Source organism: Pseudanabaena sp. BC1403 (genome assembly GCF_002914585.1).
Classification (GTDB): domain Bacteria; phylum Cyanobacteriota; class Cyanobacteriia; order Pseudanabaenales; family Pseudanabaenaceae; genus Pseudanabaena.
The window spans coordinates 168,618-183,362 of record NZ_PDDM01000004.1; the positions used below are offsets into that span (position 1 = coordinate 168,618).

The 14,745-nt window shown below is 43.7% G+C and carries 13 protein-coding genes; 8 read left to right on the forward strand and 5 right to left on the reverse strand.

Features of this window, described 5'->3' with window-relative positions:
* The first annotated feature begins 35 nt into the window (after positions 1-35).
* Together CQ839_RS05750 and CQ839_RS05755 are read left to right on the forward strand one after the other, a co-directional pair.
* Positions 36-794 carry an EAL domain-containing protein gene (locus CQ839_RS05750; protein ID WP_103667318.1) on the forward strand — a complete coding sequence of 253 codons (759 nt, stop codon included), beginning with the start codon at positions 36-38 and terminating at the stop codon, positions 792-794.
* Positions 795-1,078: 284 nt separating this feature from the next.
* The gene (locus CQ839_RS05755; protein WP_103667401.1) at positions 1,079-1,261 is read left to right on the forward strand and encodes a hypothetical protein; all 183 of its coding nucleotides are present in this window, start codon (positions 1,079-1,081) and stop codon (positions 1,259-1,261) included.
* 68 nt (positions 1,262-1,329) lie between these two features.
* Here the strand turns inward: CQ839_RS05755 and CQ839_RS05760 are convergent, their stop codons facing one another.
* The 3 genes from CQ839_RS05760 to CQ839_RS05770 all read right to left on the reverse strand — a co-directional run bounded on the left by CQ839_RS05760 (position 1,330) and on the right by CQ839_RS05770 (position 4,651).
* Positions 1,330-1,704: a DUF1257 domain-containing protein gene (locus tag CQ839_RS05760; protein WP_103667319.1), complete on the reverse strand. Its 375-nt coding sequence runs from the start codon at positions 1,702-1,704 to the stop codon at positions 1,330-1,332.
* A 2-nt stretch (positions 1,705-1,706) separates the two neighbouring features.
* A complete protein-coding gene (locus CQ839_RS05765; RefSeq protein ID WP_103667402.1) occupies positions 1,707-3,329 on the reverse strand; it encodes an AAA family ATPase in 1,623 nt (540 codons plus the stop codon).
* Positions 3,330-3,610: 281 nt separating this feature from the next.
* Positions 3,611-4,651: a transaldolase gene (locus CQ839_RS05770; protein WP_258040638.1), complete on the reverse strand. Its 1,041-nt coding sequence runs from the start codon at positions 4,649-4,651 to the stop codon at positions 3,611-3,613.
* A 500-nt stretch (positions 4,652-5,151) separates the two neighbouring features.
* Between CQ839_RS05770 and psaA the strand changes: the two genes are divergently transcribed.
* From psaA to CQ839_RS25450, 6 genes are all read left to right on the forward strand, one after another.
* The gene (psaA, locus tag CQ839_RS05775; protein ID WP_103667320.1) at positions 5,152-7,404 is read left to right on the forward strand and encodes a photosystem I core protein PsaA; all 2,253 of its coding nucleotides are present in this window, start codon (positions 5,152-5,154) and stop codon (positions 7,402-7,404) included.
* Between the two features lie 25 nt (positions 7,405-7,429).
* Complete coding sequence (gene psaB / locus CQ839_RS05780) at positions 7,430-9,658, forward strand: photosystem I core protein PsaB (protein ID WP_103667404.1); 2,229 nt, start codon at positions 7,430-7,432, stop codon at positions 9,656-9,658.
* A 95-nt stretch (positions 9,659-9,753) separates the two neighbouring features.
* The gene (locus CQ839_RS05785) at positions 9,754-10,128 is read left to right on the forward strand and encodes a DUF433 domain-containing protein (protein ID WP_103667321.1); all 375 of its coding nucleotides are present in this window, start codon (positions 9,754-9,756) and stop codon (positions 10,126-10,128) included.
* Complete coding sequence (locus CQ839_RS05790) at positions 10,125-10,517, forward strand: DUF5615 family PIN-like protein (protein ID WP_103667322.1); 393 nt, start codon at positions 10,125-10,127, stop codon at positions 10,515-10,517. Before CQ839_RS05785 ends, CQ839_RS05790 begins: the two co-directional genes overlap by 4 nt.
* Positions 10,518-10,632: 115 nt before the next feature.
* Positions 10,633-11,979 carry an EcsC family protein gene (locus CQ839_RS05795; protein WP_103667323.1) on the forward strand — a complete coding sequence of 449 codons (1,347 nt, stop codon included), beginning with the start codon at positions 10,633-10,635 and terminating at the stop codon, positions 11,977-11,979.
* A 107-nt stretch (positions 11,980-12,086) separates the two neighbouring features.
* Positions 12,087-13,181 carry a L,D-transpeptidase gene (locus CQ839_RS25450; RefSeq protein ID WP_219817728.1) on the forward strand — a complete coding sequence of 365 codons (1,095 nt, stop codon included), beginning with the start codon at positions 12,087-12,089 and terminating at the stop codon, positions 13,179-13,181.
* Between the two features lie 34 nt (positions 13,182-13,215).
* Here the strand turns inward: CQ839_RS25450 and CQ839_RS05805 are convergent, their stop codons facing one another.
* Together CQ839_RS05805 and CQ839_RS05810 are read right to left on the reverse strand one after the other, a co-directional pair.
* A complete protein-coding gene (locus tag CQ839_RS05805) occupies positions 13,216-13,998 on the reverse strand; it encodes an MBL fold metallo-hydrolase (protein ID WP_103667324.1) in 783 nt (260 codons plus the stop codon).
* A gap of 63 nt (positions 13,999-14,061) precedes the next feature.
* Positions 14,062-14,661, reverse strand: a complete 600-nt coding sequence (locus tag CQ839_RS05810; RefSeq protein ID WP_103667325.1) for an aminodeoxychorismate/anthranilate synthase component II — start codon at positions 14,659-14,661, stop codon at positions 14,062-14,064.
* Between the last annotated feature and the right edge of the window lie 84 nt (positions 14,662-14,745).

Here is a 14,745-nt window from a genome sequence, read left to right on the forward strand (position 1 = left end):
TAAAAAAGTATGCAAAAAATATAAGGTAGATCTAAATGACAGAAAATCAAGAACATAAAAAAATTGGTTGTGCTGAATGTACGACAGGTGCTGGTTTAGGATTTGACTTTACAATGGCATTCCAGCCAATTGTTAACACGACTACCAAAGAAATTTTTGCCCAAGAAGCTCTCGTCAGAGGGCTGAATGAGGAGCCTGCGGACGATATTTTAGGACGAATCAATGATGAGAACCGTTATCGCTTTGATCAAGCTTGCCGAGTCAAAGCAGTTCAGTTAGGGGCAAAGCTGAATATTAAATCTTTTCTTAGTATTAATTTCTTGCCAAATGCTGTGTATCGTCCTGAATTATGTATTCGCACGACCCTTGAGGCAGCCGAAACCTTTGGGTTTCCCGTTGACCGTATCATCTTTGAGATTACGGAAGGAGAGAAAATCAAGGATCATGGGCATCTTCGGGAAATTATTCAGTACTATCGACAACAAGGTTTTTTAACGGCGATCGATGATTTTGGGGCTGGTTACTCAGGACTAAATTTACTAGCTGAGTTTCAAACAGATTTGGTCAAGTTAGATATGGGCTTAATTCGCCATATTGATCAAAACAAAGGTCGCCAAGCGATCGTTAAAGGAATCGTACAAGTATGTAATGAGTTAGAGATTAAAGTGATTGCTGAAGGTGTCGAAACCTATGAAGAGCTAAGTATTCTGCAATCTTTTGGGATTGAGCTTTTTCAAGGTTATTACTTCGCTAAACCTAAATTTCAAAACCTAGCGATTCTAAACAATTTATAGATTTATTAGGATCGCAGAATTTTAGAGTCTGCTAAGTACTTCAGTACAATTAAATATAAAATTGAAAAAGCTGAACTGCCTACTAAGAGGGAAGTTCAGCTTTTAGAAGTGTTTTTTAATTATGCTGATGTACTCATTGAGAGCATGATCTCCCTTAATATAAATTGACATTCATCCAATGTTCCAGTATCGATATATCACTCTATTTATAGATGACGATCCCCTTTCGTCAACCTAGTGTGAGATATCGAAAGATTAAACAATGTAGAATTCAAGTATTAAACATGATTCATCAACTAGCAGTTCGCTTAGGTGTGTCGTGTGTGTTGCTCGCAACCTTGCCCCTTGCTACAGACGAAATAGTTAAGTATGTTCAAGCTCCTCATATCTTTTCAGGAATTGGGGCGATCGCCTCATGCGTTGGAGCCTGTGTGCCAGTTTTAACCCTGTTTCGCAATTCTGACTAAGTACATTTTTCTTTAAAACCCAATTAATGAATATGCGTCGCTTTGCGACGCATATTCATTAATTGGGTTTAAGCCCATCGACCAATCACAATTCTCACAGTTCCGTCTTCTAATATTTCTTGCTGCTCGATCGCAAATCCCTGTTGAGTTGCACTTTCTAGAACCGTTCTAGCCGCATATTGCTGATTAAGTTCCCCTAGAAACTCCTCGACATTCATTGCTAAGCCCCACATGTCAGCAATGAGTTCATAGCGATCATCTACTTTCCTAAAGCCGATGTCATAGGCATTAGGCATGGGGATCACATATTCGGCTGTAGTAGCATCGCCAAGATATCCGCGCACTAAAGTATTTTGCTTGACGGGATAGCCCAGCGATTGTAAGGCTTGTTCTAGCAAGTCACCATTTTTGATTTCGATGGCGATCGTGGTGAAGTGGGACATAGTTATTCCTCTAAGTTAATTGCAAACTTACGAAGTTCTTGAAGCAATTGCTCATCGTTAGATGCGGTACGTGCGCCCGACTCTGCCGCCCATTGTTTAAGGGATTCAATTTGTTGAGAGGCGATTGCCGCTAATGGTACTGTCTCCTCGATCGCACTAATAATATCTTCCGTGGTGAAATCTTCGCGGTTGCCAGTACTACCTCGACCAAAGGCTCTGTGGATGCCATCGATGATTACTTGCTCTATTTCCGCGCCGCTAAAATTTTTGGTATGTCTGGCTAATAAAAATAAATCAAATTCACGCAATCGACTGGGGCGCAATTTTTGTAAATGTACCTTGAAAATTTCTTGGCGTTCAGACTCAGTAGGTAAATTCAAAAAGAAAATCTCGTCAAATCTACCTTTTCGCAAAAGTTCGGCTGGCAAAATCCTTACATTATTAGCAGTTGCCACAATAAAAACTGGGGCTGTTTTTTCCTGCATCCATGTGATTAATGTCCCAAATACGCGCCGACTTGCCCCAGAGTCACCATCGACAGAAATACTCGCATTACCAAAAGCTTTATCGATCTCATCAATCCACAAGACGCAGGGCGCAGTTGCTTCAGCAAGTTGAATCATCTGCCGCATCCGACTCTCGCTTTCCCCGACAAAACTTCCAAATAGCCTCCCGATATCAAGACGCAATAATGGTAATCGCCATTCATTTGCGATCGTTTTTGCCGATAGTGATTTACCAGTGCCTTGAATGCCAACCAATAAAACACCCTTTGGCGTGGGAATGCCGTAACGTTTTGCCTCTTCTGTGAACGCATCTCGACGAATTCGCACCCATTGCTTGAGATTGTCTAAACCGCCAACATTTTTTAGCGATTCATTAACCGTAAAAAATTCTAAGATGCCTGTTTGCCTGATTGCTTGCTGCTTTTCAGCAAGCACCGCGTCAATATCTGAATCATTTACTTGCTCTTTTTCTGCGATCGCCTTAGCTAAAACTCGTTGAATACGTGTACGGCTTAACCCCTGACAAGCCTTGACCAATTGCTCCCAAGCTAAGTTTGACAAATTGAGTTTATTGGACGAAATCTTTTGTTTGATTAAATATTCGATTTCCGCGATCGCAGGTAAAGGAAAATCGATAGCTGTGATTTCTTCGGTTAATTCGGGCGGAATCTCTAGTACATGGCTAGTTAGGGCAATTGTGCGGCGATCAAGTTTGAGATCCCGTGCCAAATTTTTAAGTTCACGAATAATCGGAATATGGCGATCATGGTGGGGATATTTCAGGATTGGATGCAAATCCCGTAATACATATAAAACATTGTCATCATCCTTAGATGCCTTATCTCGTTGAGCAATTCGTGATAGAGCTGCCATCACCGATCCTTTATCAGTGTTATTGTCACTCCAGCCTCTTGCTATATCCCAAAACAAGATCCTGCGGCTAGGGCTAGATTGCAGGACGACCTCTATCAAAATATCTTCGACTGGCTCTTCTTCGGCTGTCACTATATATATGAGTGGATATTTGGCGCGGAGCAATAAATCAAACTGCTCTATCAGAGCTTGATAAACTCTACTTTTGCTTAAAAATATCGGATCTATTGGCAATTGTGGCGACATATTGGCAAGTATAACAATAAGCAAAGTAGGGCGGGCATTGCCCACCCTACCCAATTTTTTAGGTGGAGTCTTGTTATAAGTACTTGCGCAAAATAAATTACCCAAAGCCATAAAGTTCCGCCCCGCAGGGACGGAACTTTATGGCTTTGGATGTGTAATTAATTATGCCTAGCTACTTAACAATTGTTGAAAGGGCGACTACACTTTCGACAATTAAAAAACAAGCCCAATAAGGTTTTTGGATTCTCAAGATGGCAACACCATTTTGAGAATCCAAAAACCTAGACTGCGGCGAGTACTGGCTCTTCGAGTTTGGCTAGTCTCTCAGTTAGTAACTCCTCTAAGGTGACGAGCGCTTTGGAGAAACCTTTGATGCCTTCATCAAGTTTTTCGGATGCCATGCGATCGCTTGCGTGCATAGCAGCAAAAGTATTCTTATCCATCGGAATCTCAGCTATATCTGACTGGGCTGCGATCGCGGGATCAAGTTTGCGTACCAGTTTACTTTGCGTATGATGCAGCTCATCTAGCAAAGCAGGAGAAATTGTTAACAAGTCGCATCCAGCTAGTTCGACGATTTCGCCCATATTGCGAAAACTCGCACCCATAATTTCAGTTTTATGTCCAAACTTTTTATAGTAGTTATAAATTTTTGCGACTGACAATACACCTGGGTCTTCGGCGGCTGGATAGCTATCACGACCTGTATCTTTTTTGTACCAATCGAGAATCCGTCCCACAAATGGCGAAATTAAGGTCACTCCCGCTTCGGCGCAGGCGATCGCTTGGTGTAACCCAAACAACAATGTCAAATTGCAATGAATCCCTTCTTTCTCCAGTGACTCCGCCGCTTTGATCCCTTCCCAAGTTGAAGCGATCTTGATCAAAATGCGATCGCGAGAAATGCCATGAGCTTCATATTGCGAAATCAAGTAATGCGCTTTTTCTAGAGTTGCGTCCGTGTCGTAGGACAACCGTGCATCCACCTCAGTCGAAACTCGCCCTGGGATAGTTTGTAAAATCCTCATGCCGAAAGCGATCGCCAAGCGATCAAAAGCAAGAGAAACCACTTGAGCAGGCTTGGCATCTTTACCCAGTTCAGCTCTTGCTTCGAGGAGGGTCTCATCGACAATTTCTTGATATTGAGGCATTTGGGCAGCCGCCGTAATCAAAGATGGGTTTGTGGTTGCATCTTGAGGCTTCACCATCTCAATGGCATGGATATCACCTGTATCGGCGACCACAACTGTCATTTCGCGTAACTGATCGAGAAAACTTTTGGGCAAATCACTAGGCATAACATCCTCCATAGCACCAGTCATTACTGGCTACCTTTGCAAGCCTATCTTAGCCTTAACTGCTTTGAGACTTTTGTAACCTTTAGAGTAATTACAAGATCAATAAAGTAAATGGGTTGCTTGGCAACCTTTTTACTCTTAAACCAAAGCACATAAGATTATTTGGAAGCTCCAATAATCTTATGTGCTTTGATTTACCTCAAGCCTCATGACCATAGCTGTAAACAAAATTTGAATATTTGATAAAGTTTTGTTAAGAAAATTGCAAGGACTATTTACCTTGCAAAACAAAACTGCATATCTCAATTTATTGCAGCGCAAAGGATTGAGCAAAATAGAGACATTCTAAACAATTGTTACAAAGACTCTAGAGCGACACAAACGTAAATCTATAATTACGTCATCGTGGCTTAGGTTCTCTTGTTAAAGCAGTACTTATCTCATTCATAGATTCAGCACTATGAGAGAACTAGCCTAATCGTTTAATCTACTTTGTCTTAACAGTCTGAGAGAGGAAAATTTACATGACAATGACTCCTCAAAAGCCAGACACAGAGGTAAAGGTATCGGTTGATCGTGACGTAGTACCTACTTCTTTCGAGAAGTGGGGACAGCCTGGTCACTTTGATCGCACCTTAAAGAAGGGACCAAAGACAACCACATGGATTTGGGATCTTCATGCCAATGTGCATGACTTTGACAGTTTCACAACCGAAGAAGATACTGCCCGTAAGATCTTCTCCGCTCACTTTGGGCACTTAGGTATCATCTTTATCTGGCTCAGTGGTATGTATTACCACGGAGCAAAATTCTCTAACTACACTGGTTGGTTGGCTGATCCAGTCAACATCAAGCCCAGCGCCCAAGTGGTCTGGAATGTTGTCGGTCAAGACATCTTGAACGGCGATGTTGGTGGCGGTTTCCAAGGTATTCAAATTACTTCTGGTTTGTTCCACCTTTGGAGAGCATCTGGTATCACCACGGAGTATCAACTCCTCTGCACCGCAATTGGCGGTTTGGTGATGGCTGGTTTAATGTTCTTCGCTGGTTGGTTTCACTACCACAAGGCAGCTCCTAAACTTGAGTGGTTTAAGAATGCTGAATCGATGATGAACCACCACTTGGCTGGTTTGCTCGGTTTGGGTTCGCTCTCTTGGGCTGGACATCAGATCCATGTATCGATTCCTATCAACTACTACCTTGATAAGGGCGTACCTGCGGATCAGATTCCTTTGCCTCATGAGTTTATATTTCATCCTGAGTTGATGGCAAAAATCTTCCCTAGCTTTGCTCAGGGTTTAACACCTTTCTTCACTTTGAACTGGGGTGCTTATTCAGATTTCTTGACCTTCAAGGGTGGCTTGAATCCTCAAACTGGATCTCTTTGGTTAACTGACCAAGCTCACCATCACCTTGCGATCGCAACACTTTTCATCATTGCTGGACATATGTACCGCACCAACTTTGGTATCGGTCACAGCATGAAGCAAATTCTTGAAGCTCACAAGGGTCCTCTAACTGGTGAAGGTCACAAGGGTCTATATGAAATTTTGACCTCTTCTTGGCACGCACAACTAGCTGTTAACTTGGCTATGTTGGGTTCACTAAGCATCATCGTCGCTCAGCATATGTACGCGATGCCTGCTTATCCTTATATTGCTACCAGCTACGCTACTCAAGTTTCGCTATTTACACATCACATGTGGATCGGCGGCTTCTGTATCTGTGGTGCTGCGGCTCACGCTGGCATTTTCATGGTTCGTGACTACGATCCTGCTAAGAATGTAAACAACTTGCTTGATCGCATGTTGCGCCACCGCGATGCAATCATTTCTCACCTCAACTGGGTATGTATCTTCCTTGGCTTCCACAGCTTTGGTCTTTACATCCACAACGACACTATGCGTGCATTGGGTCGTCCTCAAGATATGTTCTCTGACACCGCAATTCAGTTGAAGCCTGTCTTCGCTAACTGGATTCAAGGTATTCATGCTGCTGCTGCTGGTACAACTGCTCCTTACGCAACTTCTAGCGTTAGCCCCATCTTCGGTGGCGAAACTCTTGTTGTCGGTGGCAAAGTTGCTGTAGCTCACATGGCTCTTGGTACGGCTGACTTCTTGGTACACCACATCCATGCGTTTACCATTCACGTTACTGTCTTAATCTTGCTGAAAGGCGTGCTTTATGCCCGTAGTTCTCGCTTGGTTCCAGACAAAGCTGAACTTGGTTTCCGCTTCCCTTGCGACGGTCCTGGTCGTGGTGGCACATGTCAAGTTTCGGCATGGGATCACGTTTTCTTGGGTCTTTTCTGGATGTACAACTGTATCTCGGTTGTAATCTTCCACTTCTCTTGGAAAATGCAGTCTGATATTTTCGGTACTGTTGATGCAAGCGGCACAATCACTAACATGGCTGGCGGTAACTTTGCACAGAGTGCATTGACCATCAACGGTTGGTTGCGTGACTTCTTGTGGGCACAAGCTTCCAACGTTATTCAATCCTACGGTTCGGCTTTGTCGGCTTATGGCTTGATCTTCTTAGGCGCTCACTTCATCTGGGCTTTCAGCCTTATGTTCCTGTTCAGTGGCCGTGGTTACTGGCAAGAACTCATTGAGTCAATCGTTTGGGCACACAACAAGCTCAACGTTGCTCCAGCTATTTCTCCTCGCGCTTTGAGCATCACTCAAGGTCGTGCAGTGGGTCTAGCTCACTACCTATTAGGTGGAATTGCCACAACTTGGGCATTCTTCCTAGCCCGTTACGGTGCACTTGGCTAATATTAACGGAGAAATTGAAGTAATTATGGCAACGAAATTTCCTAAGTTTAGCCAGGCTCTCGCACAGGATCCAACAACCCGTCGGATCTGGTATGCGATCGCCACAGCGAACGATTTTGAAAGTCACGATGGTGTTACTGAAGAAAGTCTTTACCAAAAGATTTTTGCTTCTCACTTCGGACATTTGGCAATCATCTTCCTGTGGACATCTGGCAACCTGTTTCACGTAGCGTGGCAGGGTAACTTCGAGCAATGGATTCAAAATCCTCTCACCACACGTCCGATCGCCCATGCGATTTGGGACCCTCACTTCGGTAAGGCGGCTGTTGAAGCATTCACTCAAACTGATGCTGCTGGCCCCGTAAACATCGCTTATTCGGGTGTTTACCACTGGTGGTACACCATCGGTATGCGTACCAACTCCGAACTATTTACTGGCGCTATCTGGATGCTAGTATTTGCCGCCGTACTGCTTTTTGCAGGTTGGTTGCACTTACAGCCTAGCTTCCGTCCTAGCCTTTCTTGGTTCAAGAATGCTGAATCTCGTCTAAACCACCACTTGGCTGGTTTGTTCGGAGCTAGCTCTTTGGCTTGGACTGGTCACATGGTTCACGTTGCGATTCCTGAATCTCGCGGTATTCATGTCGGTTGGGACAACTTCTTGAGCGTTCCTCCTCATCCAGCAGGGCTTGCACCTTTCTTCACAGGCAACTGGGGCGTATATGCTCAGAATCCTGATACCGCAGGTCATGTGTTTGGTACATCTCAAGGCGCTGGTACAGCAATCCTGACTTTCCTTGGTGGTTTCCATCCTCAAACTGAGTCTCTTTGGTTGACCGATATTGCTCATCACCACTTGGCGATCGCAGTATTGTTCATCATCGCTGGTCATATGTACCGTACCAACTTTGGTATCGGTCACAGCATCAAAGACATTTTGAATGCACATAACCCACCTAAAGGCACTCCATTTGGTGGTGCATTGGGTGCTGGTCACAAGGGTTTGTATGATACCGTCAACAATTCCTTGCACTTCCAACTCGGTTTGGCTCTTGCTTCTTTGGGGGTAATCACCTCGTTGGTTGCTCAGCACATGTACTCGATGCCTTCCTATGCGTTTATCGCTAAGGACTTCACCACTCAAGCTGCTCTATATACTCATCACCAATATATTGCTGGTTTCTTGATGGTCGGTGCATTTGCTCACGGTGCGATCTTCTTCGTTCGTGACTACGATCCTGAAGCTAACAAAGACAATGTGCTTGCACGTATGCTTGAGCACAAAGAAGCGATCATCTCTCACCTTAGCTGGGTATCTCTTTTCTTGGGATTCCATACCCTTGGTATCTACGTTCATAACGACGTAATGCAGGCGTTTGGTACTCCTGAAAAGCAAATCTTGATCGAGCCTGTATTCGCTCAGTGGATCCAAGCCGCTCATGGTAAAGCGCTTTATGGCTTTGATGTTCTGCTTTCTAATCCTGACAGCATTGCTTCAACCGCTTACCCCAACAGTGGTAACGTTTGGCTACCTGGTTGGTTGGCTGGAATTAATTCTGGAGACAACTCGTTGTTCCTTCAGATTGGGCCTGGCGACTTCTTGGTTCACCATGCGATCGCTCTAGGTCTACACACCACTACCTTGATCTTGGTTAAGGGTGCGTTGGATGCTCGTGGATCTAAGCTCATGCCAGACAAGAAAGACTTTGGCTACAGCTTCCCTTGCGACGGTCCTGGTCGTGGCGGTACTTGCGATATCTCTGCATGGGATTCCTTCTACCTAGCTATGTTCTGGATGTTGAACACCATTGGTTGGACAACCTTCTACTGGCACTGGAAACACCTCGGTGTATGGCAAGGTAACGTTGCTCAGTTCAACGAATCCTCTGTCACCATCATGGGCTGGCTCCGTGACTACCTATGGCTCAACTCTGCACAGTTGATCAATGGCTATAACCCCTATGGCATGAACAATATCTCTGTTTGGGCTTGGATGTTCCTATTCGGACACCTAGTTTGGGCAACTGGATTCATGTTCTTGATCTCTTGGCGTGGTTATTGGCAAGAATTGATCGAAACCCTTGTATGGGCGCACCAACGCACACCTCTTGCAAGTTTGGTTCAGTGGAAAGACAAGCCTGTGGCTCTCTCCATCGTTCAAGCTCGTTTGGTTGGCTTGGCTCACTTCACGATTGGATACATACTCACGTATGCTGCCTTCCTGATAGCCTCAACAGCAACGGCTTTCGGTTAATCTAGCTTGCTAGTTAATTAAAAAAATCCCTCACAGCAATGTGAGGGATTTTTTTGTAAAAGCTATAATATCTAATATTTATAAGAGTGGCGAATATGACAGCTATTCAAGACAAGTCAGATATTGTCCGTACAGAAAGAGGGCTTACTATTAATGGTACTCGGATTACTCTGTATGACTTAATGGATTATATTCATGCTGGTTATCCTGTAAAGCTAATTCGCAATTATTTTTTTTATATTACTGATCAACAATTTAATGCAGCGATCGCCTATATTGAAAATCATCGCGAACAGGTGGACTTAGAGTATCAACAGGTTTTGCAAGAAGCTGCTATCAATCGCTATTATTGGGAAGGAGTCAATAAAGAAAGATTTGCTCAAGCAACTAATCGCACTCCTAGACCTGAAAATAAAAAAGCATGGGAAAAACTGCAAAGTTGGAAAGCTAGACTAGCCACTGAGGCATGAAGTTTTTAATTGATTACAATCTCAAAGGTAAATCTTTAATCATTTGGGGTGTTGTAGCGGCTGAAGGTTGGCTGGAGCTAATAGAAATTAAATTTCTACAATTTGAGGAGGTGGGTTTGCCTCGTGATAGTAGTGATTTGTTAGTCTGGAATTTTGCTCAACAAAATCAAATGATTTTGATTACTGCTAATAGAAATATGAAGGGGAAAACTTCTTTAGAGCAGACAATTCGTGAAAGAAATACAGATATCAGTCTTCCAGTTGTGACCATTAGTAATGTGGATCGACTTGATGAGAAAGTGTATCGAGAGAAATGTGTGGCTAGTTTGATAGAAATTGGTCTTGATATAGATAACTATTTAGGGGCGGGTCGTATTTTTATTCCTTAGTTATTGTTTGTGAGGCTTAAAGCTGAATAAAGCCATACCTCAATCAATTTTTACTAAGCCTAAACCTGATGTCAAATCTGAAACACAAGCAATTAACTTAATCGAAAAGAAGAATATGACTAGCCTCCCTGAGTCCGTTGACAATTCTCAACCACAAGACGAAGTTCCGACAACGGATTCTGCAATTACGGTAACTACTGAGAAGCCACAGAAAGGTAATTGGTGGGATGGGGCATTTGGTGCAGTTTCAGGAGCCGCAGGGGCAGTTGGTAATGCAGCTAGTGCGGTTGGTGGCACAGTTGCAGGGGCAGCTGGCTCTGTTGGGAATGCTGTTGGTGGGGCGGCTGGTGTCGTTGGTGGCACGGTTGCGGGTGCTGCGGGAAATGTTGGCGGGGCGATCGTGAGTGCGGGAAGTGCAGTTGGTGGGGTAGCTGGATCTGTCGGTAGTGCAGTCGGTGGAGCGGCAGTGGCAACCGCAGGAGCAGTCGGTGGTGCTGTTGGTGCATTTACTCAAACAGTTGGGGGTGCTGTCGTTGGTGGAATTTCATCAGCAACTAGTAGCGCAGGATCTGTGATCGAAACTGTTGGTAATAGCCCTCTAATTCGGAAAGCGGCTAAGGTATTTAATGCTGATTGGTTTCTGAAAATAATAGATCAGGTAGATGCTGTCGCATCAGAAGCCGAGGTACAGCGCTTAAAACAGCAATATCCCAATGAGTCAGCCTATCAAATCGCGCAAAGAATCATTGGACAAAAAGCCGTGTTTGCGGGTGCGTCTGGATTTGCTACCACGATTGTCCCTGGTTCTGCCGCAGCATTGTTTGCAGTTGATCTGGCTGCGACAACTTCGCTCCAAGCTGAGATGGTTTATCAAATTGCTTGTGCCTATGGAATGGATCTTAAAGATCCAGCTAGAAAAGGAGAGGTTGTCGCAGTATTCGGGTTAGCTTTTGGTGGCAAAATGGCAATCAAAGCAGGATTAGGACTGTTACGAAATATTCCCGTTGCAGGAGCCGTGATTGCTGCAAGCTCTGATGCAGTGATGCTTTACACACTTGGTCAAGCGAGTTGTTCTTTTTATGAGGCAAAACTAAACCCTGTCAACTTTGAAGAAAAATTGGTGGATATTCAAGTAGATAGTGAAGAGCGCTTAAAAAGTGCGATTCCACAAGAACAGATTATTGATCAAATTCTCGTTCATGTGATCTTGGCAGGTAATCAAGGTAGAAGTAAGGAAAATGTTTTGGCTGATTTAAAAGCGGCAAATCTTAGACCAGAATCAATTGATGCGATCGCTGAGTATATGGATGCACCACTTCCACTTGAGATGTTACTAAAGGATATCAAGCCAGAGTATGCGTTATCTTTGTTTGCCCAATGCCAGAAATTTGCGATGTTAGATGGCATTATGACTCCTGAAGAAGCACGAGTAATTGAGATGATTCATCAGAAATTTGCTTAAAGCGTCAATTTAAGGTGGTAGGCTTTTTGATGAAATATGTTAGACTGCATAGCTACTTTGGATAATTAAGTCAACCTTAAACGCAATAACAATTGAAATTTATGAGAATGCGATCGCAAAGTCTTTTATCTTCTTTTGTGAATGTTGCGATCGCCGCAAATGTTTTTACTTTTATTTCGCTAAGTGGGAGTACTCAAAACCATATCTTTGAGGCAAGTGCTCAGGAAGTAAAGGCAAATTCTGCCAATAAATCAAATCCCAATCGCTTTTTATTCATAGATTTACAAAACCATTGGTCTCGTTTGTTTGTCGAAGGTTTATTGTCACAGCCAGCTTTGAATGCTGTTTTAGTTAATCCTGATTCAATTAGCCAATTTCAGCCTGATCGCCCCATTACCCGCGCTGAACTTGCTAACTTGCTAGAGATCGCTTTTGCTAACCGCAATGCACCAAGAATTACCACAAGACTCAATGATCTTGCCACCAAAGCTGAAGTATTAGTGGCAATCTCCAGTCAGCTTAGTCTGAATAGCAAAGCCCATAAAACTCCTCAAACATATTTGCTTTCAATGTATCGCGATGCCCTGAAAGTCCCTGACTATGCTATTCCTGCGATCGCGACACTTACACAGCAAGGATTAGTCACTAATTATCCAGATCCTCGTGTTCTCGCACCTACTACGGCGATTACTAAAAGTGAACTTGTAGTACTTCTTTATCAAGCTCTGGCTTATCAAAAGAAATTGCCAGCTCTTGGCTCACTCTATACAATTAATCCCAATCGGCAACTGTGGGATCGTGAACTGATGCAAATAACTCGTCTCGAAGTTAGCATCAGCAAGCGAAAGGTTACAGCCTTTCATGGTGAAATTCCTTTAAAAACCTATCCTGTAGCTGTAGGAAAGGAAGGCTGGAGCACCCCAATCGGCAATCATCGTGTTTTAGAGACTATTGAGTATCCTGCTTGGCAAAATCCTTTTACGGGTGACGTAATTCCTAGCAAAGATCCTGAAAATCCTTTAGGCGATCGCTGGATTGGCTTTTGGACAAATGGGAAGGATTGGTCTGGCTTTCATGGCACACCTAACCGCGCTTCTGTCGGTACAGCTGCGTCTCATGGATGTATCCGTATGTACAACGAAGATGTTCGCGAATTATTTAGCCAAGTAACCGTGGGAACTATAGTGAGAGTATCACCATAAAAAAGGGGGCGCTTTGCGTCCCCTTTTTTATTTTTTAAGCTTTTAAAACCCGCACTACAGTGGTTTGAGGCAAGCTACCCGCATTCAGCTCTATAGTTGAGCCTTCAAGTTTACGCACACTATCGGGGGGCATGAGTGCAAGAAACTCATCTACGGATGCTAATTGGCAAGAATTGCTAGATTTATCGGTACGGTAATAGGTAGGGATGACAATTCGTGGATTAAGCTCTTGCACGATCGCTCTAGCTTCGGCAGGAGAATAAGCTTTTAGTTGCATCGGATCTGTACCTTGAGTATTACCGCCAATCGGCAAAATCAAAACATCGGGACGACCCATTAAAATTCTTTGAGAGGCAGTGATAGGAGCTGCTGCTCCGCCTAAATGCACGATAAAAATACCCGATTGCTTCCAGCGCCATGCCACATTGCGCCCAAATCTGCGACCACCAATGCGATCGTGATCCATTGTAATGCCTTGCAGATTAATCCCCTTCAGGTTATAAGAACCTGGCTCAGACAAAACTCGCGTATCTTTGGGGAGGTTCTCCAAATATCCTTCGTCAAGCAGCCGAGAACTAATCAAAATATAGTCAGATTTTGCTGTAGGAGAAGTCAATTTGGCAGTACAACCAGCAGGACGAAAAGGATGTGTTAAAAAACTGACATTATCTCCTGATATCAAAAATGACAGATGCCCCATCCACTGAAGTCTTAGGGTTGAATTCGTTTGTGAATTAGCTGCATCAGCGATGATTCCTGCGGTAAATGCTGATATTAGTCCACCTTGAGCGAGTCGAAGAATTTGTCTGCGGCGCATGTTGTTTAGTTAATTGATTGTTTTGGGTTATGTGGAGAATGTTTTACAACGGTACTTAAAGTATTAGACTATGACGCTTAATCCTTTTAGGAAGTTTCGCAGCAAGTCTTTGCCTGCCTCAGTTAAGATGCTTTCAGGATGGAATTGTACGCCTTGAACGTGAGGATATTGTTTGTGTCGGACTCCCATGATTATGTCATCTTCAGTCCATGCTGTAACTTCAAGTACATCTGGACAGTTGTGACGATCAATAACCAAACTGTGGTAACGAGTTGCAGTGAATGGATTGGCTAGACCTGCCAAAATACCGACTCCAGTATGATAAATTTGTGATGTCTTGCCATGCATTAAGTAAGGTGCGGAGACAACTTTTCCACCATACATCAAACCCATACTCTGATGGCCGAGACATACGCCCAATATCGGAGTATTTGCGTCCATTTCCCGAATAATATCTAAGGATACCCCTGCCTCTTCAGGGCGACCAGGTCCTGGTGAAATTACGACTCCTGCGGGTTGAAGCTGTTTAACTTCTTCGATGCTTATTTCGTCATTTCGTTTAACTATAATTTCGCCTAATGTAGGGAATTCGGGTAATAATTCCCCAAGGTACTGTACAAGGTTATAGGTAAAGCTGTCGTAATTGTCGATAACAAGAATCATGTTTACAGTGCTTGTATTTGTGAAGCTTATTTATGAAGCTTTGGGCTTAATAGCGATCGCTAATTTCTTACTCAAATTTAGCTT

Coding starts and splice junctions, on each gene's coding strand:
- psaA (WP_103667320.1), top strand. CDS start 5,152: ATGACAATGACTCCTCAAAAGCCAGACACAGAGGTAAAGGTATCGGTT.
- CQ839_RS05790 (WP_103667322.1), top strand. CDS start 10,125: ATGAAGTTTTTAATTGATTACAATCTCAAAGGTAAATCTTTAATCATT.
- CQ839_RS05810 (WP_103667325.1), bottom strand. CDS start 14,661: ATGATTCTTGTTATCGACAATTACGACAGCTTTACCTATAACCTTGTA.
- CQ839_RS05805 (WP_103667324.1), bottom strand. CDS start 13,998: ATGCGCCGCAGACAAATTCTTCGACTCGCTCAAGGTGGACTAATATCA.
- psaB (WP_103667404.1), top strand. CDS start 7,430: ATGGCAACGAAATTTCCTAAGTTTAGCCAGGCTCTCGCACAGGATCCA.
- CQ839_RS05750 (WP_103667318.1), top strand. CDS start 36: ATGACAGAAAATCAAGAACATAAAAAAATTGGTTGTGCTGAATGTACG.
- CQ839_RS25450 (WP_219817728.1), top strand. CDS start 12,087: ATGCGATCGCAAAGTCTTTTATCTTCTTTTGTGAATGTTGCGATCGCC.
- CQ839_RS05785 (WP_103667321.1), top strand. CDS start 9,754: ATGACAGCTATTCAAGACAAGTCAGATATTGTCCGTACAGAAAGAGGG.
- CQ839_RS05765 (WP_103667402.1), bottom strand. CDS start 3,329: ATGTCGCCACAATTGCCAATAGATCCGATATTTTTAAGCAAAAGTAGA.
- CQ839_RS05755 (WP_103667401.1), top strand. CDS start 1,079: ATGATTCATCAACTAGCAGTTCGCTTAGGTGTGTCGTGTGTGTTGCTC.
- CQ839_RS05795 (WP_103667323.1), top strand. CDS start 10,633: ATGACTAGCCTCCCTGAGTCCGTTGACAATTCTCAACCACAAGACGAA.
- CQ839_RS05760 (WP_103667319.1), bottom strand. CDS start 1,704: ATGTCCCACTTCACCACGATCGCCATCGAAATCAAAAATGGTGACTTG.
- CQ839_RS05770 (WP_258040638.1), bottom strand. CDS start 4,651: ATGACTGGTGCTATGGAGGATGTTATGCCTAGTGATTTGCCCAAAAGT.